Annotated in this window: 13 protein-coding genes, 1 tRNA gene and 1 pseudogene; 9 read left to right on the forward strand and 6 right to left on the reverse strand. The window is 71.3% G+C overall.

Annotation, left to right across the window (positions count from 1 at the left end; genetic code table 11):
* Position 1: 1 nt before the first annotated feature.
* From EKD16_RS05965 to EKD16_RS06010, 9 genes are all read left to right on the forward strand, one after another.
* Positions 2-1,225 carry an ABC transporter ATP-binding protein gene (locus EKD16_RS05965; protein ID WP_394347315.1) on the forward strand — a complete coding sequence of 408 codons (1,224 nt, stop codon included), beginning with the start codon at positions 2-4 and terminating at the stop codon, positions 1,223-1,225.
* Positions 1,203-2,273: an ABC transporter ATP-binding protein gene (locus tag EKD16_RS05970; protein WP_131097470.1), complete on the forward strand. Its 1,071-nt coding sequence runs from the start codon at positions 1,203-1,205 to the stop codon at positions 2,271-2,273. The genes EKD16_RS05965 and EKD16_RS05970 overlap by 23 nt, the downstream gene beginning before the upstream one ends.
* A gap of 47 nt (positions 2,274-2,320) precedes the next feature.
* Entirely contained in the window at positions 2,321-4,291 is a 1,971-nt protein-coding gene (locus EKD16_RS05975) for an ABC transporter substrate-binding protein (RefSeq protein ID WP_131097471.1), read from the forward strand.
* A gap of 194 nt (positions 4,292-4,485) precedes the next feature.
* Complete coding sequence (locus EKD16_RS05980) at positions 4,486-5,532, forward strand: DUF6807 domain-containing protein (RefSeq protein ID WP_131097472.1); 1,047 nt, start codon at positions 4,486-4,488, stop codon at positions 5,530-5,532.
* A complete protein-coding gene (locus tag EKD16_RS05985; protein ID WP_242677253.1) occupies positions 5,529-6,329 on the forward strand; it encodes a cupin domain-containing protein in 801 nt (266 codons plus the stop codon). Before EKD16_RS05980 ends, EKD16_RS05985 begins: the two co-directional genes overlap by 4 nt.
* 1,204 nt (positions 6,330-7,533) lie before the next feature.
* On the forward strand, positions 7,534-10,956 hold the full coding sequence (locus tag EKD16_RS05995) for an AfsR/SARP family transcriptional regulator (protein ID WP_242677254.1): 3,423 nt from the start codon (positions 7,534-7,536) through the stop codon (positions 10,954-10,956).
* 103 nt (positions 10,957-11,059) lie between these two features.
* A tRNA-Lys gene (locus EKD16_RS06000) sits at positions 11,060-11,135 on the forward strand.
* Positions 11,136-11,471: 336 nt separating this feature from the next.
* The gene (locus EKD16_RS06005; RefSeq protein WP_131097473.1) at positions 11,472-12,182 is read left to right on the forward strand and encodes a hypothetical protein; all 711 of its coding nucleotides are present in this window, start codon (positions 11,472-11,474) and stop codon (positions 12,180-12,182) included.
* Positions 12,074-13,465 carry a CHAT domain-containing protein gene (locus tag EKD16_RS06010; protein WP_131097474.1) on the forward strand — a complete coding sequence of 464 codons (1,392 nt, stop codon included), beginning with the start codon at positions 12,074-12,076 and terminating at the stop codon, positions 13,463-13,465. Before EKD16_RS06005 ends, EKD16_RS06010 begins: the two co-directional genes overlap by 109 nt.
* Before the next feature lie 219 nt (positions 13,466-13,684).
* Here EKD16_RS06010 and EKD16_RS06015 read toward each other — a convergent pair whose 3' ends face one another.
* The 6 genes and pseudogenes from EKD16_RS06015 to EKD16_RS25980 form a co-directional block, all read right to left on the reverse strand.
* Positions 13,685-13,966 (reverse strand): hypothetical protein, encoded by a 282-nt coding sequence (locus EKD16_RS06015; RefSeq protein ID WP_131097475.1) that lies wholly within the window; start codon positions 13,964-13,966, stop codon positions 13,685-13,687.
* 8 nt (positions 13,967-13,974) lie between these two features.
* Positions 13,975-16,569 carry an Hsp70 family protein gene (locus EKD16_RS06020; protein WP_131097476.1) on the reverse strand — a complete coding sequence of 865 codons (2,595 nt, stop codon included), beginning with the start codon at positions 16,567-16,569 and terminating at the stop codon, positions 13,975-13,977.
* Positions 16,566-17,312: a prolipoprotein diacylglyceryl transferase gene (locus EKD16_RS06025; RefSeq protein ID WP_131097477.1), complete on the reverse strand. Its 747-nt coding sequence runs from the start codon at positions 17,310-17,312 to the stop codon at positions 16,566-16,568. The genes EKD16_RS06020 and EKD16_RS06025 overlap by 4 nt, the downstream gene beginning before the upstream one ends.
* A complete protein-coding gene (locus tag EKD16_RS06030) occupies positions 17,302-17,727 on the reverse strand; it encodes a hypothetical protein (protein WP_131097478.1) in 426 nt (141 codons plus the stop codon). Before EKD16_RS06030 ends, EKD16_RS06025 begins: the two co-directional genes overlap by 11 nt.
* A gap of 50 nt (positions 17,728-17,777) precedes the next feature.
* The gene (locus EKD16_RS06035) at positions 17,778-21,089 is read right to left on the reverse strand and encodes a hypothetical protein (RefSeq protein WP_131097479.1); all 3,312 of its coding nucleotides are present in this window, start codon (positions 21,087-21,089) and stop codon (positions 17,778-17,780) included.
* A gap of 517 nt (positions 21,090-21,606) precedes the next feature.
* Positions 21,607-21,732: pseudogene (locus EKD16_RS25980) on the reverse strand (integrase core domain-containing protein); the annotation flags it as partial.
* Between the last annotated feature and the right edge of the window lie 79 nt (positions 21,733-21,811).

The raw sequence follows: 21,811 nt of genomic DNA on the forward strand, positions 1-21,811 counted from the left end.
CGTGAACACAGACATCAACACCGGCACCGGTACTAGCACTGACAGTGCCACTGTCACCGACCCGGACGTGCTGTTGGAGGTGGAAGGACTGCGCACGCGGTTCCGCACCGATCACGGCGAGGTTCCGGCCGTCAACGGGGTGGACCTGACCATCCGCCGCGGACGCACGCTGTGCGTCGTCGGCGAGAGCGGTTGCGGCAAGAGCGTGACCGCCCGTTCCATCCTGCAGCTCGTCGAGCCGCCCGGCCGGATCACCGGTGGACGGGTGCTTCTGCACCCCGACACCGGCACCGAGGAGGCTGCCGGCGGCACCGGCGGCGCTCCCCGCACCGCCGCACCGCTGGATTTGGCCGCGCTCAAACCCAAGGGCAAGCGGATCCGGCGGGTGCGCGGCAGCGACGTCGCCATGATCTTTCAGGAGCCCATGGCCTCGCTGTCGCTGGTGCACCGCGTCGGCAACCAGGTCGGCGAGGCGATACGCGTGCACAGCACCGCCACCAAGAAGGAGGCGCGTGAACGCAGTGTCGAGCTGCTCGGCCGGGTCGGCATCCCCAACCCCGAGCGGCTCGTGGACGCCTACCCCTTCCAGCTCTCCGGGGGCATGCGCCAGCGCGTCATGATCGCGATGGCGCTCTCCTGCGAGCCGCGGCTGCTCATCGCCGACGAGCCCACCACGGCGCTGGACGTCACCACGCAGGCGCAGATCCTCGACCTGCTGGGCGACCTGCAGCGGCGGCGCGGTATGGCGATGATGTTCATCACCCACGACATGGGCGTGGTCGCCGAGGTCGCCGACGACGTCGCGGTGATGTACCTGGGCAACGTCGTCGAACGCGGCAGTGTCGACGACGTCTTCCACGCGCCCAAGCACCCCTACACGCGTGCCCTGCTGGAGTCCATCCCACGTATGGGCGGCCCGCGGCGCGAGCGGCTGCCCGCCATCCGCGGAAACGTCCCCGACCCGGCGGGACGCCCCAGCGGGTGCGTGTTCCGCGACCGCTGCGACTCGGCCATGACCGGGCTCTGCGACACCGTCGACCCGCCGCCGATCGACGTCGGCGGTGGCCGCCTGGTCCGCTGCCTGCTCTACGGCGGTGCCGAGGAGCGCCCGGACACCTCCGGCGCGGCGTCGGACACGGACACCCCGGCGGCGGTCCGAAAGGCACCCGCCGCCGACCCCCGCACCGGAAAGGAGGCCGCCGATGCCGACGCCAACCGAGGCTGACCCCGCACCCGCGGGCGGCGGCGCAGCACCCGCGGAGAACGCCCCGCTGCTGGAGATGCGCGACCTGCGGGTCCACTTCCCGCTGCGCAAGAGCGGCCGGCGCAAGTCGGACGGGGCGGTCAAGGCCGTCGACGGCGTCGACCTCAGCGTCGACCACGGCGAGACGCTGGGCCTGGTCGGCGAGTCCGGCTGCGGCAAGAGCACGCTCGGCTCGGCCGTGCTCGGGGTGCGCCCCGAGGCCCGCGGCCAGGTGCGCTACCGCACCGGGCAGGGGCGGGTGCTCGACGCCGCCGAGGCCTCCGGTTCGGACCTGGCGACATACCGCCGCGAGGTGCGGATGATCTTCCAAGACCCGCACGCCTCCCTCAATCCCCGGATGACCCTGCTCGACATCATCGGCGAACCGCTGCGGGTGCTGCAGGGCGTGGGCGGCAGCGAGCTGGAGGACCGGGTAACCACGATCCTGCGCCGGGTGGGACTGCGCCCCGACCATCTGCGCCGCTACCCCCACGCGTTCTCCGGCGGCGAGCGGCAGCGCGTCAGCATCGCCCGCGCACTGGTGCCCGACCCGCGACTGGTGGTGGCCGACGAGGCCGTCAGCGCGCTGGACGTTTCGGTGCGTTCGCAGATCCTCAACCTCTTGCAGGATCTGCAGGACGAGATGGGTCTGACCTACCTGTTCATCTCGCACGACCTTTCGGTCGTCGAGCACCTCTGCGACCGGGTGGCGGTGATGTACCTGGGCCGGGTCGTGGAGCTCAGCCGCACCGCCGATCTGTACGCCCGCCCGCGCCACCCCTACACCGAGGCGCTGATCTCTGCGGTTCCGGTGCCCGACCCGCGGGCGCGCGGCAGCCGCGAGCGCATTCGGCTGCGCGGAGAGTTGCCCGACCCGGCGGATCCGCCCTCCGGATGCTCCTTCCACACCCGCTGCGCCTTCGCCACCGACCGGTGCGCGAACGAGATCCCCCCGCTGCGCGAGGTCGCCCCGGGCCGCCTGGCGGCATGCCACTACGCCGAGGAACTGACCCTCTCGGGCGTCTCATGAGCCGACCCCGCTCCGGTATCCCCCGCACAGAAACGGAGAACACCCGCATGCATGCACGAGATAACCGACGGCTGCTGCCGCGGCGGCGCGCGCTGGCCGTGCCGAGCGCGGCCGCCGCGCTGGCCCTCGCCCTGTCCGGCTGCACCTTCTTCAACCTCAATCCGGAGGGGGAGCAGGGCGGCTCTCAGGGGAAGGCCGACGGCCAGGCGCCCGCACTCGCCGAGAAGGTCGAGGCCGGCGACCTGCCGCCGCTGGAGGAGCGCCTGCCCGAGAAGCCGCTGGTCGTCGAGCCGACCAACGAGATCGGCAGCTACGGCGGCACCTGGAACAGCGCCATCCTGGGCATCGGCGACTGGCCGTGGCTGGGTCGCACGGTCGGATACGAGAACCTCACCCGGTGGAACACCGAGTGGACCAAGACCATCCCCAACATCGCCGAGAGCTACGAGTACAACGAGGAGGCCACGAAGGTCACCTACAACCTGCGCGAAGGCATGAAGTGGTCCGACGGCGACGACTTCACCGCCGACGACATCGTCTTCGCGGCCAACGACGTCTTCAACAACGCAGATCTGACGCCGATGGCCAACCAGAACCCGCCCACAGCCGAGAAGATCGACAAGTACACCGTCGAGATCACCCTGCAAGAGCCCGACGCGCTGTGGGCGTCCCACGACTTCATCCAGTACCAGCTCGTCAACAAGCCCAAGCACTACCTGAAGAAGTTCCACATCAAGTACAACGACGACGCGAACCAGCTCGCGGAGGAACAGGGCTTCTCCGGCTGGACCGAGATGTTCGACGTCAAGGCCGGTGTCACGGACTCCGCGCTGACGTGGCAGAACCCCGATATCCCGACGCTGTACCCGTGGAAGGTCGTCGAGCCGCTGTCGGACTCGGGCCGCATGGTGCTGGAGCGCAACCCCTACTACTGGAAGGTCGACACCGAGGGCAACCAACTGCCCTACCTCGACCGCGTGGTCTTCGAGATCATGCAGGACGAAGAGGTCATGCTCACCCGCGCCCTCAACGGTGACTTCGACTTCCACACCCGCCACTTCAACACCCCGGAGAACCGGCCGGTGCTGGCGCGCAACCGCGAGGCCAACGGCTACGACTTCATGGAGCTGCGCCTCTCCGCGATGAACACCAACATGATCTCGTTCAACCTGACGACGGAGAACGACGGGCTGCGCGAGATCTTCCGGGACAAGCAGTTCCGCATCGCGATGTCGCACGGCATCAACCGCCAGGACATCATCGACGTCGTCTACCAGGGCCAGGGCGAGCCGTGGCAGGGCGCGCCGCGCGAAGACACGCCCTTCTTCAACGAGGAGCTGGCCAAGCAGTACACGGAGTACGACCCGGAGAAGGCCAACCGCATCCTGGACGAGGCCGGCTACGACCAGCGCAACGGCGACGGCGTGCGGGTCAGCGAGGACGGCACCCCGCTGAGCTTCACCCTGTCGGCGCCCGGCGACTTCCGCCCGGACATCATCGACTCCATGGAGATGGTCGTCGACTTCTGGAATGAGCTCGACGTCGATGCGGAGCTGCAGACCCAGGAGCGCACGGCCTGGCAGGACAGCCGCGAGAACAACGAGCACGAGGCCAACGTGTGGTCCGGCGACGCCGGGCTGATGGACGCCATGTACGACCCGCGCTGGTACGGGCCCCTGCACAGCGGCGAGTCGAACTTCGCGATCCCGTGGGCGCAGTGGCAGGCCTCCGACGGCAAGGACCCCCGCGCCCAGGAGCCGCCGCAGGACGTGAAGGACCACATCGAGATGTACGAGCAGGTCATCGCCGAAACCGACCCGCAGCGGCGCAACGAGTTGTTCGCGGACTTCCTGGCCCAGTCCCAGGAGCAGTTCTACGCGATGGGGATCAGCCTGCCCCAGCCCGGGTACGGCATCGTCGCCGACAACTTCCGCAACGTCCCCGACTCCCTGCCCGAGGCGTCGGTGTACAACACCCCGGCACCGGCCAATCCCGAGCAGTTCTTCATCGAGGAGTAGCAGCCCACCGACCGGCGCGCGCGGGCGAAATCACCGGGGCCCGCGCGCGCCCCTCCCACCCGCTGCGCGCGGGCGCGCGGTCCCCTCGGCGCGCCCGCGCGCAGCGGCGCGGTGCGGCTCGGCAGTCGAGCCGCAGCACCGCAGCACCGTTCCGCAGCCGCACCCATCCGCGGCCACAGCCCACAGGAGGCGCAATGACCACCGAGCAGCCGAGCCCCGGCTCCCCGGCGCAGCAACGGGGCGCGGACGGCGCCGAGCCCGCCGCCCGGGGACTGGGCCTGGTCCACGAGCACGACCGCGCCCTGCGCGTCACCTTCGACGGCGCTCAGCTGATGCGCTACGTCTACCGCCCCTGGGACCGGCAGTTCGAGTCGCCGCGCCCCTATTTCCACCCGCTGCACACCCTCGGCGGCGACCTCGTGAGCCTCTACCGCCCCCACGACCACGTCTGGCACAAGGGCATCGCCTGGTCGCTGCCCAATGTCGGACCCGCGAATTTCTGGGGCGGTCCGACCTACGTGCGCGACCACGGTTACCAGCAACTCGCCAACGACGGCGCCATGCGCCACCGCGGCTTCGACGTGCTGAGCACCGCCGGCGGCGAGATCGCCGTCGCCGAGCGCCTGGAGTGGGTCACCGAGCAGGGCGAGACCTGGTTCACCGAACGGCGCGGCTTCCGCGTCTCGGCCGACCCCGCCCGGTCCGCCTGGACCCTGGTCTTCGAGACGGAGTTCACCAACCGCACCGGATCGGCGATCGCCATCGGCAGCCCCACCACCGAGGGCCGCGAGAACGCCGGCTACGGCGGGCTGTTCTGGCGGGGACCGCGCTCCTTCAGCGGCGGGCGCGTCTACACGCCCGAGCAGGACGGCGGCGACGAGATGATGGGCGTGCGCGCGCCCTGGATGGCCTTCGCGGGCCGCCACGACGAGCACGACGGCGCGTCGACGCTGGTGTTCGTGGACGCGCCGGACAACCCCGGCCACCCGGTCGAGTGGTTCGTGCGCAGCGGCATCTTCGCCACGGTCTGCCCGGCCCCGTTCTTCAGCGAGAGGGTCGAGGCCGCTCCGGACGTCCCGCTCTCCTACCGCTACGCGGTCGTCATCGCCGACGGCGACCGCGAGCGCGCGGGCAGCGGCGAGCTCGCCGACTCGGGGCTGGCCGAGCTGGGCCGGCCCCGGCTGCACCCCGAAGGGGCCGAGGCGCCCGCGGCCGGTGCGGACGCGGTGGGCGCCCCGTGACCGCGCCGGAGGCGGCCGCCGCCGGGCACGTGGACGCGGTGCCGGGTTTCCCGGGCGGCACGGCGGTCTCGCACCTGCGCGTCTACGACTGGCCTACCCCCGACGGGCTGGCCGGCGGGTCGCCGCACCTGCACACCGCATCGACCGAGGGATACGTCGTCGTACGCGGCGAAGGCGCACTGGAGACGCTGAGCAGCGCCGGCTACACCCGGACCGCGTTGGAGCCGGGCACCCTGCTGTGGTTCACCCCCGGCACCGTGCACCGGCTGGTCAACGTCAGCGGCGACCTGGAACTGCTGGTCGTCATGCAGAACGCGGGCCTGCCCGAGGCCGGCGACGCGGTGCTGACCTACCCGCCCGACGTCCTGGGCGACGCCGCCGCCTACGCACGCGCCACCGCCATCCCCGCCTGGACGGAGTTCCCCGACGCGGAGTCCGCTTACGCGGCCATGGCCGCGGCCGCGCGGCAGCGCCGCGACCTGGCCGTCGAGGGGTACCTGCGGCTGCGCGATCGTGTGCGGCGGGAGGGTCCCGGCGCCCTGGACGACCTCTACGAGGCGGCGGTGGGACTGGTTCGCGACAAGGCGGCGGGCTGGCACCATCACTGGGAGCGCGGCCCGCACCGCCAAGCCGAGGCCACCCGCGGCCATATCGCCGACCTCGCCGAGGGGGAGGGGGCCCACCTGCACGAGTCCGCCGTCTACACGGCCGACCACCCGCCGGGACCGGCACGCCGCAACGGCATGTGCGGCATGCTCCAGGTCTGGGACCTCGACGGCGCCCGCCCCGTCGGCTGACCGCGGTACAACGCCGCCGACCGGTCCGGGTCCCCTGCGGACCGGCTGTCGCGGCGGCTGGACTGTGCGGCTCAGCTCCACTGTGCGGCCTTGCGGCCTGCCGGGCGGCGGGTGGTCCGGAGGAGAAGCGGCAGCGAGGACCGGGCGCCCGTATGTCCGTTATGCCGGGTTGCGCGACAGCCAACGCGCGGAAATCACCACGTCCAATGCCGATTCTGGTGATTTCCGCGCGTTGAATGCTGATCGGGTCGGAGCGGACCGCCGCGCGCCCGCCCGGCCCCGGGAGCGGGATGGCATTCGCGCGGGCGGGAGGGACCGCCGCTGTCGCCGCCGCTTCTCAGTTCAGGGGGCCTGCCGCCTCCCCGGTGGCAAGGCCGCCCAGCGGATCCGCCTTCCGGGCCGCGCCGCCGCAGCAGCCAGGTTCTCGGTCATCCCAAGCAGGCGCCCAACCAGGTTCCCCGGCCAGGCCCCCTCCGGCGCACCCAGCGCGGAAAGCTCGCAACCGGCTGTTACCGATGATGCAGAGGCGCTAGGGTTGCCATCGACCGAGGAACGCCCGTGCGCGGGCGGCGCCGCCTTCAGTGCGGCGGTCCCCGCGACGCCCACACCCGGTCCGACCGCGGACCCGAGGAGGCGCCTGATCTGACCCGGTCTACCCGGCCGCACCGACGCTCGCCCGCTCGCCGGTCCCTGCTCCCGCGGATGGGCCGGGCGAAGTGCGCGACCCCGGTGCGCCGCGGTGGCCGCGCGGACCTGCACCAGTCCTGGAACGTCCCTGAAAAGCGGCGAGCCGCCTCATGATCGTGTCACGCCCCGGTGATCATGAGACGGCCGCCCGTCTCGACACCTCTGCCCTCCCGGTCGGGCACAGCCCGACCGCCGTCCTCGGAGGAGCGACGGCTTCCCCTCCCGCGAATCCGCCGCTCGGTGCCACTGCCGTCCCCCGTATCTGCCGGCAGCAGTGTCCGCCGTCGGATTGGGAGGCTGCCGTGCGCGGGGCTCCGGGCCCCGCGCCGACACCACCGATTCTGGCGGTGGTCGGCTGGAATGCGGTTGGAACCGGGTTGAGGTGCCGGTCGATGACGATCACCACCGCGCCGACCCGAGCGACCCCTCGGAACGGCGCGGCGGGGCGTGTGCCAGCACCCGGTTCCGGGCAGGCGCCGGTCGCGCGCCTCCCGGGTGCCGCCCGTGAGGAGTTGACATGGACTTCCAAGTCCTCGGGCCGCTGCAGGTCCGTGGCGACAGCGGGAATCTGCGACTGTCGCCCAAGCTCTCCGCCCTGCTCGCAGCGCTGCTGAGCAGGCCCGGCGTAGTGGTCGCCGAGGACCGGTTGATCGACGCGCTGTGGGGCGAGAAGCCCCCGCGCTCGGCCACCAAGAGCCTCCAGGGCTACGTGCACCACCTGCGCAAGACCTTGGGAGCCCAGAGCCCGATCGAGCGCGGCGCTTTCGGCTACCTGCTGTCGGTCGAGCGCGGGCGCGTCGACTCGCTGCGCTTCGCGGACTTGGCCGAACAGGGCGAGCGCGCACTGGAACGCGGCGAGGCCGAGGACGCCGGACGGCGGTTGGGCGAGGCGCTGCGGCTGTGGCGCGGTGCCGCCTTCGCCGGGCAGGAGAACCTGCCGCTCGTCCGCGAGGAGGCCGCCCGGCTCAACGAGCAGCGGCAGCGCGTCGCCGAGGAGCGGTTCGACACCGAGTTGGGGCTGGGGCGCCACGGCGCCGTCGTGGCAGAACTGAGCGGGCTGGTGGCCCAGCACCCTTTCCGGGAGCGGCTGCGCGCCCAGTTGATGATCGCCTACTACCGGATGGGCCGCTCCACCGAGGCGTTGGAGGTCTTTCGCCAGGGCCGCGACCTGCTGGTGTCGGAGCTGGGCTTGGAGCCGGGCCGCGAGCTGGCGGCGCTGGAGCAGGCGGTGCTGCGCAACGACCCGGCCCTGGACACTCCGGCGGGCGACCCGGGCGCAGACGGCGGCGCTGTGGGCACGCGCTGGGTGCCCGAGCCGCGCGGGGGCGGTGTCGCTGCGCGGCACGAAGCAGAAGACCGTGGGGAGGGCGCCCCCGGACGGGCAGAGGCGCCGCGGCCTCGATCGGCCGACGCGAGCGCCGATACGGCGAAGGACATGTGCATCCACGCGGGCACCGACGTGAACGGCGCTGTGGATGCCGACACGGAAGCCGAGGCGGTGCCGCCCGTTCCGGACCGGGGCGCGCCCGGCACGGGTGCGTCGGCCGAGCGGTCCGGTCCGCCGGGAGCGGCGGAAGCCGCGGGAGGCCCGCACGCCCCGAAAAATCCGGACAGCTCAGCGCTGCGGAACGAGACCGGGAACGACCGCGCGGAACCAAACGGCACCGCGGCGCCGCCCGCCTCCGTGCGGCCGGTGCCCGCCCAGCTTCCGCCCGACATCGCCGACTTCACCGGGCGCCACGACCACGTCGCCGACCTGCGCGCGAGGATCGGCGCGGCCAACGAGCCCGGCGGGGCGCCGCGGCCCGTCGTCGTCTCGGCGGTGGCCGGGATGGGCGGCGTCGGCAAGACGGCGCTCGCGCTGCGCGCCGCCCACTCCGGCGCCGCCGACTTCCCCGACGGCCAGCTCTACGCCAACCTGCGCGGCGCCCAGGAACATCCGGCCGATCCCGCACAGGTCCTCGCGGGATTTCTGCACGCCCTCGGGGTGGAGGGCGCCGCGCTGCCGGAGCGGCTGGAGGACCGTTCGGCGCTGTTCCGCAGCATGCTGGCCGGGAGGCGGATGCTGGTGGTGCTGGACGACGCCGCCTCCGAGGCGCAGGTGCGCCCCCTCGTACCGGGCGCGCCGGGCTGCGCGGTGCTGATCACCAGCCGCGCGCGGCTGACCGGGCTGGAGAGCGCGCACCTCGTCGATCTGGACGTGTTCGAGCCAGGCCAGGCGCGCGAACTGCTCGCGCGCATCGTCGGCGAGGAGCGAGTCGCCGCCGAGCCCGAGGCGGCGGCCGACATCGCGCGGCTGTGCGGCCATGCCCCGCTGGCTGTGCGTATCGCGGGGGCGCGGTTGAACGGGCGCCGGCAGTGGCCGCTGTCGCGCATGGTGCGGCTGCTGGGCGACGAGCGGCAGCGCCTCGACGAGCTTGCGACCGGCGACCTGGCGGTGCGCGCCACCTTCGCGCTCAGCTACGCCGGACTGGCCGAGTCCACGCGCCGCGTCTTCCGGCTGCTGGGTCTGCTGGAGGCCGGGGACGTCGCCGCGTGGACGGCCGCCGCGCTGTCCGACACCGGCCTGGAGGAAGCGGAGGCGGTGGTCGAGGACCTGGTCGACGCACAACTGCTGACGGTCTCGGGCACTGACGGCACCGGGCAGCTCCGCTACCGCATGCACGACCTGGTGCGCCTTTACGCCCGCGAGCGCTGCGAGGCCGAGGACGCTCCCGAGCAGCGCAAGGCGGCGCTGCGGCGGGCGCTGGGCGGGTGGCTGTGGCTGGCCGAGCAGGCCACCGAATACATCCCCGGTGCGTGCTACGCGACCATGCACGGCCCGGCGGCGCGCTGGCCGCTGCCGTCGTCCGAGGCGACCCGGTTGCTCAGCGAACCCATGGCGTGGTTCGACGCCGAGGCGGGGGCCATGGCCGCGGCGGTGGAACAGGCATGCGGGCTGGGATGGCACGAGGCGGCCTGGGATCTCGCCGGGTGCCTGGAGAAGTACTTCGACGTGCGCGGACGCTTCGCCGATTGGCGCCGCACCCATGAGGCGGCGATCGAGGTGTGCCAGGCGGCGGGCGACATCCGCGGCGAGGCGGTGCTGCGCCGCGGGCTGGCCGACCTGGTCACCTGGGTATCGCAGCAGGACAGCGACAACCCCATGGGCACCATGCTGGAGCAGGCCCAACGGGTGTGGGAGCTGTTCGACCGGTTGGGCGACCGCCGCGGAATGTCGGACGCGCTGGTGATGCGCACCTGGGCGGAGGTGTCGCAAGGCGCCGCCCGCCGTGCAGCGGAGTCCGCCGAGGCGGCCCTGGAGTTGGCGGAGCGCGAGGACTACACGGGCGGGCGGGCGCGCGCCTACCAGGTGCTGGCGGTGGCTGCCCACGGTCTGGGTCGTCCGGACCAGGCGGTCGTCCACCTCACGCGGGCGCTGCAGTTGGCGCGGCTGCTGGGCAACCGGCGCTTCGAGGCCACCGCGATGCAGTTCCTCGGTGCCGCCCAGTGCGAGGCGGGCGAGTTGGAGAAGGGGCGCACCAACCTCGAACGGTCGCTGGCAATGACGCGGGCGCTGGGCGACCGCTACGCCGAGGCGTTCTCGCTGCTGTACCTGGTGCGGCTGTACCTGGCGACCGGTGATCCGCGTGCGCTGTCCACGGCCGCGGAAACCGCTGACCTGAGCCGCCGCTACGGCATGAATCACCACTTGGCCGATGCGCTGGGCCTTCAGGGGCGCGCGCTACTGGAATCGGGCCGCAGCAGGGACGCCGTGGCGGTGCTGGAGGAGTCTGTCGGGATCTGGCGGACGCGCGGATGGCTGGCCTTCCTCGCCCAGGGATTGCGGGACCTTGCCCAGGCCTACACGGCGATCGGAGACGAGGCGTCGGCCGAGCGTGCGAACCGCGAGGCGGACGCGGTCAGCGCGGAGGCGCCGGACGCGACCACCGCGGAGTAGCGGCGAGGGGAGGGGAGTGGGCTGGAAGGCGGCCGACCTGTGACCCACCCGGCACTCGAAGCGGCGCGGGTGCGGGCAAACGTCCGGTAAACTGCGTGCTCAGGCGCCATTAGCTCAAGTGGCAGAGCAACTGACTCTTAATCAGTGGGTTCAAGGTTCGAGTCCTTGATGGCGCACCATATTTTCGCAGGTCACCGGTCCTTCTGGGGTAATGAGGCGCCCGATATCGCGGGCGCGGTTTCTCCGCGGGTGCTCTTATGGCGGCACCGTGTCGATTCCGCAGTCCAGCGGCCTGGGCGTCGCCACTTCCTCTGGCTTCCTCCCTTCCTGACCGCTGGACGATGCGCGCTTTCATTCGAGAGAAGTGCGAAGCGGACCCGCCAGATACCAGCGATTGGTGGGACTTCCGCTTCGCCCCGTCAGATGCGACGCGGATTCGCCTGGAAGATGCAGCCGACCCTCGCAACGACCCGCCCGGAGGTTCCGCGCTTCCTTATGCGCAGGCCTATGACCGGATGGCGCGCATCTCCCCCGAGCGGCCCGCGCGGCCCAGCTGGTGCGGCGACCGGATCCACGCCGTCAGCCTGCGCCTGCAGCGCGACCACGACCTCGATGTCGCGGTGGTCTGGCCCCACCTGTGGCTGATCCTGCTCCCCGAGACGGCCACCGCGATCACCGCGACCCGCCGGGAGTTGACCCGCGCCATAGGGCTGACCGCCTGGGCCGTGCTGTATCTGCCCCTGGCCGCGTGGTGGTGGCCCGCCAGTCTCGTCACCGCCGCGCTGGCCGTGCTGAGCTGGCACAAGACTCGGATGGCCGCCGACACCTACGCCACTCTCATCGAGGCGACCGTCCGGCTGAACGTCGGCGACCTGGCTGACCGGCTGGGCATCGAGCACACCGGGCTGCTCACGGTCGAGGTGGGCGGAGAACTCACACGCCGCCTGCAGCCCAGTCTCCCTCCCTCGCCCGCGAAGTGCTGGAGACCGGGCGCGGCGTCCTGCTCGGCCAAGCCCTGCAAACACGCAGCGACGTCAGTGAGCTCCATCGGCACCATCCGGATCTCGCGGCCCGATTCGTGGCGCTGCGCGATCGCCTCGACCCGGCCGGATCTGAGATGCCCAGCCTGCAGCGGCCCGCGTTCAGCGGCAGCCTGCCGACCGCCCTCATCGGACCGGACCGGCGCGCCGACGCTGTTGAGGCCAGCACCTCCACGGGGCCGGTGATCGAGGACCGGCACCGCCTGGCCCGGGAGTTCGCCGACACCATCGAACGCATCCGTTCCCTGGAGGGGTTCGACTCCTTCGGCGCGGTACCCACCCCCGAGGAGTTGATCGCCCAAGCCCACCACGGCCCCCTGGTCGTGTTCACCACCGGCCGCGAATGGTGTGACGCGCTCCTCGTCACCGCCAGCGGAATCACTCATCTGAACCTGATCGGCGTGACAGGACAGATCGTCGCGGACACGGCCGCCTCGTTCCACCGTGCGCAGGCGACCGTTCTGCACGCCGCTGGCCGCTCGGAACGGGTGGCGGCCGAAAAGCGTCTGGGCACGACCCTGGAGTGGTTGTGGGACGCGGTCACCGGCCCGGTGCTGCACGCGCTGGGCTACCACGACGAACCCGCTGAAGGCCGCCCGTGGCCGCGGGTGTGGTGGATTCCCGACGGTCCGCTGGGTCTGCTCCCCCTGCACGCCGCCGGCCACCATAGCGACCCGGCCGGGCATGGACGGCGCACGGTGATGGACCGGGTCGTCTCCTCCTACACCCCCACAGTGCGGGCGCTGGCCTACTCCCGCCGCGCCGCCGATGGCGTCCCTGCTCCAACCGCGTCCTCCCTGGTCGTGGCCATGCCCACCACCCCCGGACTGCCCGGAGGCCAAACGCTCCCGCATGTGGCCGACGAGGCCGACGCGGCACGCCGCCACCTTCCCGACAGCACTGTGCTGCGCACCCCTGCCTTCGACGCCGACGCCGACGCCGACGACGTCGACCCGTCGATGCTCCCCACCGCGGAACGCGTGCTGCAGCGGCTGCCCTCCTGCGCGATCGCCCATTTCGCCTGCCATGGAACCAGCGATCCCACCGACCCCTCCCAGAGCCGGCTCCTCCTCTACGACCACGCACGCAATCCGCTGACGGTGACCAGCTTGGGTCCGCTCCGGCTTGAAGGAGCCCGCCTGGCCTACCTTTCGGCCTGCAGCACCGCGGCAATCAAGACCGGCGACCTCATCGACGAGGCCATCCATGTCGCCTCGGCCTTCCAACTGGCCGGGTTCCCCCACGTTGTGGGCACCCTGTGGGAGATCAACGACCGCATCGCCGTCACCGTCGCCGACCGCTTCTACACTCACCTGCGCGACCCGGACGGCAATCTCGACCCCGGCCGGGCCGCCTGCGCCCTGCACGCCACCGTCCGCGAGGTCCGCGACGGGGCCGATCTGCCCGAGGGCTACGACCGGACGGCGGTGCCGTCGCTGTGGGCCGCCTATCTCCACACCGGCGCCTGAACCGCCCGGACCGCCCTTGGAAACCGCCCGGTGGGGCCCGCCCGCCACACGCGGGGCCGCCGTCTGGCACGGAGGCCGCCGCCTGGCCCGCCGACAAGCGGCGGCGGGAGCCACCGCACGTCACGGAAGGCGACGATGGCGCCGGTGCTGTCCTCGCCTTGCGGGTGGACAGCACCGACGCCATCGTCAGCCAGGACGAAAGCAACCGGCGGCGCCGTGTCAGATCTCCCCAGCCACCACCCGGTTCCTGTCGCCAGCGGTGCGGACCCTGTCCAGAAAGTCCGCGGCCTCCTCATCTGTTGGGTTGAGGGCGAGGGCCGCGCTGAACGCCTCCGCCGCCAGGCGCCAGCGTTCCTGCCTCGCCCAGCCCAGCCCCTCGTTGAACTTCCGGTTGGCCGCATCGACCACGTGGACCAGAGCGCCGAGGTCGCCGTTGCAGCGCGGGCAGCTCGGTTGCAGGTCGCCCATCCGGTGCTTGCACAGGGGGCAGACCGTCGGCACGCCCAACGTCAGCGCCCTCCCATCGAGCTCTGCGGTAGAGTCAGACCGATGCGGTCGCTCTCCTGCGCCGCGCCCCGGCGGATCTCGTCGAGCCACTGCTCGACGCGTTCCCGCAGCGGCGCGATGCCCGAGCGGTAGATCCCGCTGAGCCGCTGACGGGCCGCATCCTCGTCGCCGGTGTCCACGGCCAGTACCTCGCTGACGACCGACTGCGCCTGGCCGATGTGCTCCTCGGCGGCGCTGCGGTGACGGCCGCCGGTCTGGACGTCGGCGTCGGAGATCGCCTTGGCGATCTGCTGGACTTCCTGTACCAGGGCCGTTTGGACATCGGCAGCCGATGCATCGTCCTTCGCGCTGTCCGGCAGTTGCTGGTAGACGGATGCGGCGCGGGACCGCAGCGCTTCGACGGCCCGCTCCCAGGCGAGCTGGTCGCCCGACCCGTAAGCCGCCCGCCCGCTGGAGCGCATCCCCGGGATCGCGGCGCGGTGGCGTTCGGCTTCGGCCGCGTCGTGCTGGGCGAGGCGGTCGATGAGCGTCTGCATTTCGCGCAGTAGCGCGTCGAACTCCTCCAGGGGAGGAGTCAGCTCGCTGCCGCCGGCGTCGGCGTCCGGAAGGCTTTGCAGTACTGTCTCGGCCTCCACGACTTTGTGGTGGGCCTTGGTACGGTCCTGCCGCTCGTCGACCAGCGCGTCGATGTCGGCCAACTGCCGGTCCAGTTCGGCTCCGGCCTGCGGTTCCTCCCCTGGCGCTGCGTGGGATCGGCGCTCCTCCCAGTCGGCGCGCAGCTGCCGGCGTTTGTCCTGCAGCTCCTCCCACGAGGGCACCTGGCGCTGGGGAATCCTGATCGCCGCCTGCCCGGCCGCTCCGACCTGGGGGATCCGGGCTTCGGCCTGGATGGTCCAGCCGAGCTCGAACTCCAGGGTCACCTCCACGACGGTGCCTACCGCCACATCGGGCGGGAGATCCTCCACGTGCACCGCGCCCACCGGCACCATGCCCTCGAACAGGCGGACCCGAAGCTCGGCTCCGCGGCTGGCGGTCTCCAGCCGGAACCGGGTGCGGTAGGGAAGCATCGTGCCCACTTCCACAACCGTGTGGAGGCCGTCCACCAGTTCGACGGAGAAGTCGTGGGCGAGGACGTCCCCGGAGGGCGGGGGGACCGCGTCCGAGCCGGGGTCGACGGTGAACTGCTGGGCGTCGATCTCGGCGCCGTCGGCGACGACCTGCACGGTGAAGCCGTTTTCTTCGTCGTGCAGCGGCACGTCCTCGAACAGGAACCGGCCGCCCTCGTCGGGGGCCTGCGCCCGGTGCAGCGCACCGTCGTCAGAGCGCAGCACGACTTGTGCCGCCCCGAACGCGGCGAGCCGCTCGCCGGTCAGGACGCGCCCGCCGATGTCGGTGGCCTCCGGCGCGGGCTCCGGGCGGTCCAGCTCCAGGTAGCCGCTGCGGCTGGCGACGGTGGCGGCCTTCAGCGCCGCGCCGACGGCGACGCACAGGTCGGGGTTGAGGATGCGCGCGGGACGGTCGAAGTGCTCGCCGAGGACCTCGCCGACCAGCGGCATGCGGGACGACCCGCCGACCATCACGATGTCGTCGAGGTCGTCCTTGCCGATACCGGCCTGCTCCAGAGCCTTGTCGCAGTGGCCGATCGTCGCCTTGACGGATGTCTCGATGAGCACCTCGAACTCGGCGCGGCGAATCGGTTCGTGGATGCTCATCGGGTCGCCGCGGCGGTCCACGAGGTGCTGGTTGACGATGTCGGTCTCACTGAACTGGGTGAGTTCGTGCTTGGTCTGCTCGGCCGTGCTCAGCAGCTGGGCGAGCAGGCGCGCGTCCACCGGGTCGTCGTAGTCGAGGGCCAGGTCGTGGTGGGGCAGCCGGTTCGCGAGCCACGACACGATGGCCCGGTCGAAGTCGTAGCCGCCGAGGTACCGGTCACCGTGGAAGGAGCGGTTCTCGAACCCGATCTCGGGGTCCCACGTCACCACGGAGGTGTCGAACGTGCCCCCGCCGAGGTCGTAGACGAGGAACGTCTGCCGCTGCTCCAGGGATTCGCCGCTGCTCATACGGCTGCAGGCGAGCGCCGCCGCCACGGGTTCGATCAGCGTCTCCACGACCTCCAGCCCCGCCTTGCGGCCCGCCTCGGTCGTCTCGTTCTTCGCCGTCACCTCGAAGAACGTCGGCACGGTGACCACCGCCCGGTCGACGGGAACCCCCAGGACCTCCTCGGCGAGTTCCTTGAGGTGGCGCAGGATCTCCGCGGACGCGTCCACCGGCGTGAGGGTGGCGTGCCCGGCGGTGAAAAGTTGGTCGGTGCCCATGTCGCGCTTGAAGAACATCGCCGGCTTGGTGTCGGTGTCGCCGGTGGCCGCGCGGGCCTTGTTCTTCGCGCGCAGACCCACTTCGACACCGCCGTCGGGGCCGACCCACACCACCGACGGCGTCGTCGGGGACTTGTCCGGGTTGGTGACGACCAGTGTGTCACCCACCTCGCGTAGCCTGCGCTCCTCGATCAGCCGCTGTTTATCCGGGATGTCGGCGTTCGCGGGAACCGCGATACAGCTGTTGGTCGTCCCCAGGTCGATTCCGGCCACAATGCTCACGGCGTATCATCCTTTTCCTCGGTCGCCGTCTGAGCCGGCACTTGCGCCGACTCTGCTGCCATGTCCGCCGCCCGCTCTTCGGTTTCGTCGGGTTCGGCCTTTGCGGCCCCCTCGCCCTCCGCCGGCTGCGGGGCCGGCTCCTGCGCGGCGGCATCGGATTGCGCCGCCTCCCCGGCGCTGTCCCCGGCCGCTTCCGGCGGCTCGGCCGCGGTCTCCAAAAACACCTCCGCCGGGCAGACGAGTTCGCCGTCGTCCAGCAGTACTCCGGGGCTGATGGTCTGGCCCACCACCAGGTCGGCGTCGTCCACGCCGCCGGGCCGCCCCTTGACGTCGGTGTGGTCGGCCACGTCGAGGTAGCGCTCGCCCTCCGGGTCGATCAGCCGCACTCCCGTGCTCTGCACGACCTTGGCGAGTCTGCGGTGCAGAGCCGTGAGCGTTTCGACCGCCGTGTCCAGCCCCGCCGCATGCATGGGCGCGTCATTGCGATCGAGTAGCCCGCGCATCTCGTGCAGGGTCGTGGCGACCTCCCGTGCCAGACCGACGTGCCGATCGCGGTGGCGCTGGACCTGTTGGCGTGTCTCCTCGCGCAGGGCGTTGACCGCGTTCGCGCGGTCCCGCTGCGCCGACTTGAGCAGCCGGTGCACGACGACGGCCGGCGCATCGGGTTCGCCGTCCACCATCGGCGGCCGCTCACGGGCCTCCCGGAATATGCGGCGGAGCTCGCGCTTGTGCTTATTCGCCATGAGGCCACATCCGGGGGAACGAGCGCGGTACGGGCTCCGGGGCGAGCCGGACGAGGTCCTGCGCGCGCACTGCGGCCGGAGGTTCCGGTGCTGCGGGAGGCTCGATTCCGGCGACGCGTTCGGCGAAGCGGGAGCGGCCCTCGCTGCGCTCGGGGCGGTGTGTGCGCAGCTCGGCGAGCAGGCGGCCGCGGGGGTCTTGAATCTGCTCGGCGGCTTCGTTGACGTCCGCGACCGCCAGTTGCTCGCCGAACAGCGGATTGCGCTCGGGGGCCCGCGATACGCGCTGGCGACGGCGGCGGATCCGCGCGTGCACGGCGGCTCTGCCGAGGGTGTCGGGTGCGAGGTCCAGGATCTGAAAGGGCGTCGCCCGGTACGGGTTGCGGCCGTCCTGCCATGCCCAGGGGTTTTCTGCCATTGCGCTCCTTGTCTTGTCGATCGGACCGGTGATCACACGGGTCCACGGGATCAGCGGAGGATCGCGCCCGCTCGCAAGGCGAGGAGGTGCTGGATCTCGTCCAGCACCTTCATCCTGCGCTGGGGTGTGTCGGGATGGCTGACGAGGTGCGCGACCAGCTCGCGGGCCTGGGCCAGCTCCAAGCTGGCGGAGGACGCCATGTGCGCGACGACCAGCGCGGCCAGCTCCGGCTGGCCCGCAGGGTCGGGATCGGTGCCCAGCGCACGCAGTGCCGGGGCCAGGAACATGCGCACGGCCGAGTCGCCGTGGCGGGTCTTCTGAGCGAAGTAGGCCGCGTAGACGCGCTGCATGGTGAGGAGTTCCTCGGCATCGTTGAAGGATGCGTCGTCGGTCAGCTCGGGGTCGTGCCGCAACGCATCCTCTAGGTGCGCGACCCCCGCTGCGGCATGGCTGATCGCCGTAGACGGGGTTTCCTGGGCTTCCATCATCAGGCCGCGCCGGACGAGGCCGCAGAAGAACTCGAACCGGGCGAGCTCGCGTCGGATCTCCGGTTCGGCGTCCGGCTGCTCACCGTCCCCGGTCTCCTCGATGTAGGGATGCACCAGCCTTCGGATCCGCTCCTGGAAATCGTGCAAGCCGGCCAGCGGGCGCTCGCCGAAGACACTGGAAACGGTCAGGCGCACCGCGTACAGCAGTACTTCGACGAGGCGGGGATTGGTCGGATCGGCGATGAGGTAGGACTCCACAGCGTTCACACCGGCGTCGTAGCGGCCCGCCCGGACGTCGCGCATCGCGGTCAATGCGACCTGGTCGGCGAACTCCCGCCGCACTGCGGCGACGGCCTCAACGGGGAGCCCTGACTCCCGCACAGCCGTCATGTGCAGACGTGCGTGGTCGGGGCGTTCGGCTTGGAGTTCCACGGCGCGTGCCAGGTTGGGCTCCAGCAAATCGCGCGGGAGCCGGGTGCGCACCGATTGCAGGAGGTCGCCGGGCGGCTCGGTGCCCATGGCGGCGGCGAGGTGGGTGTCCATACGCTGCCAGAACCCGTCGCTGTCCACGACGCGGGCCCAGCGTTGCAGCGCATCCGTCCAGTAGCGGTGCGCTTCCCGGTACAAGCCGAGCTGTTCCAGTTCGTAGGCACGGGCGTGGTAGGCGACGGCCAGGTGGTGGTCGCGCCAGACGCCTCCGCCCTTCTCCCAGGTGCGTTGCGCGTCGAGTGTCCAAGGGCGCTGCTCGCCGTCGATGGTGAGCTGGTCATAGGCCAGCTGGTCCGCCGGCCGGTCGTTGTGCAGGTGCGCCCGCAGCTCGCTGGCCGCTTCCCGCAAGCGGGCCAGTGCGGCTTTGGTGCCGGTCTCCGAGGCAGCCGGCAATCGCTGTGCTTCAAGCGGGCGCTGCGCGCGCTCCAGCAGGTGCGCGGCGGCTTCCAGCCGCTCCTGGGCGGGGCCGAGGCGGTTCTCGTCGGCGGCGAGTGCCGCCTCGGCGGTCATGCGGTGCGCCAGCACCGCGCGTATCCGCGTGAGCTCCGCACTTTCCACGCTGTCCAAGGCATAGAGGAGGACTTCGGGCAGCGCGGAATCGGTGGCGAGTACGTCCGGGGCGTCGACGATGCGGGACAGCACGGTCACGGGATCGAGCGGCACGCGGGCGACCCAGTCCGAGCCGTGCATTCGTACAAGCGCTCGGGCACCGGAGGCCAGCCGGTGGGTGTCGCCGGTCAACACTCCGCAGATCAGGCTGACCGCGGCGGACACCTCCGGGTCGTCCGCGTCCGAAAGGCGTTCGGCACCGGCCAGCAGCTTCGCGCTGCCCGCGGCACCGCTCCGAAGGTGAGAGAGCACAGCCGCGGCGGTCCACATTCGGCTCGGCCAGGATTCGAGTGCGTCCTCCGCGGGTACCAGAGCGGCTGGTGCGGCTGCGGTGCTACCCCGAACGGCGCGAGCGAGGAGCAGCAGTAACCGGTAGTCGACGGCGTCCTCCAGCCGGACTGCTTCGGCGAGATAGTCGGCCGCACGGGGGTCGTTGCCCTTCAGCGCGCGATGGCCGAGGCAGGCCAGATGATGGGCGAGGCGGCGCTCAGCCGTCGCGCACCCAGCCTGGATAGCGGCTCGGAAGCGGCGCTGCGCCTCGTGGTCGTCGCCCCGGTCGGCCGCGGCACAGGCGAGCGTGCACCACCAGTCGCCGATCGTCGTCGGGGCGCCCGCAGGGGCGAGGGTCTCCAGCAGCTGCCACGCGGACGTGCCCGGGACGTGCGTGTCGGCGTCGGCGTCGATGTCGCTGAAGACGTGCAGCGCCGCCTTGCGCCGGAACTCAGGGGATATTCGCTCCGGGGCGAGGCCGGCAAGGGCGGCCGCCAGAGCCTGGTGGGTCGGTGCCGCTCCGCCCAGCAGCGTCTGCAAGGCATCCCAGCACCCGTCGAAGTCGGAGCCGCTGACTCCGCCCGCCCAGGATCGGATCACCGGCGCAAGGGCATCTGCGGTCGCAAGGTGCGGTGTCCGGGAGAGGATGCGCATCACGCGTCCAGGCCGTTCCACAGCGATCCTCTCCAGCGCGTCGTGCACGGTGCCGATGTTGTGTTGGACAAGTCCGCGGGGAGCCTCGGCGAGGAACCTCTCGAACTCCGCGATCTGGTGGACCCCGGCCCCCGGAACGATGGTCGGTACAGCCGTGTGCAGGCGCTGTATGCGATCGCTCCGGGAGCGGTGGGTCTCGACCCCTGTCACGGCGAACCGGACCGCGCCGCCGGCGGTGAGGAACAGCAGCGCCGTACTGGGCAGGAGCAGCATGAGGGGCAGGCCGAGAAAGAGAACGGCGAGGCAGAAGCCGCCCGTTTCGTTCCCCGTAATGGCCGATCCGCTGACGTGGAGCATCAGCATGAACCGTGCGACCGAACTGATGGCCCACAGTGCAGGAAGGGCGAACGTCGCCCAGTTCCAGGTGGTGATCCAACTGCTCGGGTCCTCGGCCAGGAAGGACGCGGAGACGGTGGCGAGAACTACGCCGACTGGGATCCCGAGCAGCTCCAGATTCGGGTTGCTGATCCCGGCCTGGCGTAGCAGGCGCTCGGCCTCGCGTTGCCCGACTCCGGGGTGAGGCTGCAGCGCCTGCATCCGACTGTGGATGATCGGCTCCATGCGCTTGCCACGCACCCAGCGCACGGTCAGCGGCGCCTGGGCGAGTCCCCAAGCGATCGAGCAGGCTATAAGCACTGAAGCCGTACCGCGCGAAAGCCCGTGGGCCTGCGGCATCCCCAACGCGATCGCCAGGGTGATGCCCAGTAGCACCGCTCCGTAGGCGGTCGCCCGGACTGCGATGCCGATACCTGCCGGCGACGGAGGCACCTTGGTGGAGTACGTGGTTGTCATCCAACCCCTGACTTCTGCGTGGATTTGGGGCAGAGCGGACATCGGATTCGGGGATGCCCGTAGGGCAGAAAAAGGCTACGGGTTTGCCGTTCGCCGCGTCCGGGGTTCCAGCCAACCGTTCGACCAGGACCCCCGCTTCGCGATGGCCGATTCCGGTCGGTATCGGGAAACGCCGAATGGGCCTCTACTCCGCTGGTTCCATCATGCGCGCGCATAGTTGGATTCCAGTTGGAGAACAGTCGAGGTGCCAGTAAGAGTCCTTCGAATCCTCTTTAGCGTGTTTTGTCGACCGCTGAGCATTGGCGCAACCGGGTAGCTCCACGATGGGAACGCTGTAGGCCGTAGCGCGCCACTTCGTTCGCAATGTCGGATAAATCGGGTGTCGGTGGCTATCGGGTCCGAGGTCCGAAACCCTCAAAGGGAAGGAGGTGCTGCGGGAGAATGAGCCCTTTTCATCATGTTTCGCGTAGTTGAGCAGAGCGGCAGCGGGCTCAGGCGCGGGGGCCTCCACCGGCGGGGCCGGAACCGGTGGGGCGGACGGGTCGGCGGTGCGGAACAGCGTCGCGGGAACGGCCATGTCCAGTGACTGGTGGGGGCGGGCGTGGTCGTAGGCGTCTACCCAGGCGTCGATGGCCTGCTGGGCGACCGCGGCAGCCCCGGAGCTCGCGGGGCGAAGGCGACCTTGCTATCGTGACCCGGACTGGATCGGCGCGGCCCAGCAA

The organism is Streptomonospora litoralis (genome assembly GCF_004323735.1).
Taxonomy (GTDB): domain Bacteria; phylum Actinomycetota; class Actinomycetes; order Streptosporangiales; family Streptosporangiaceae; genus Streptomonospora; species Streptomonospora litoralis.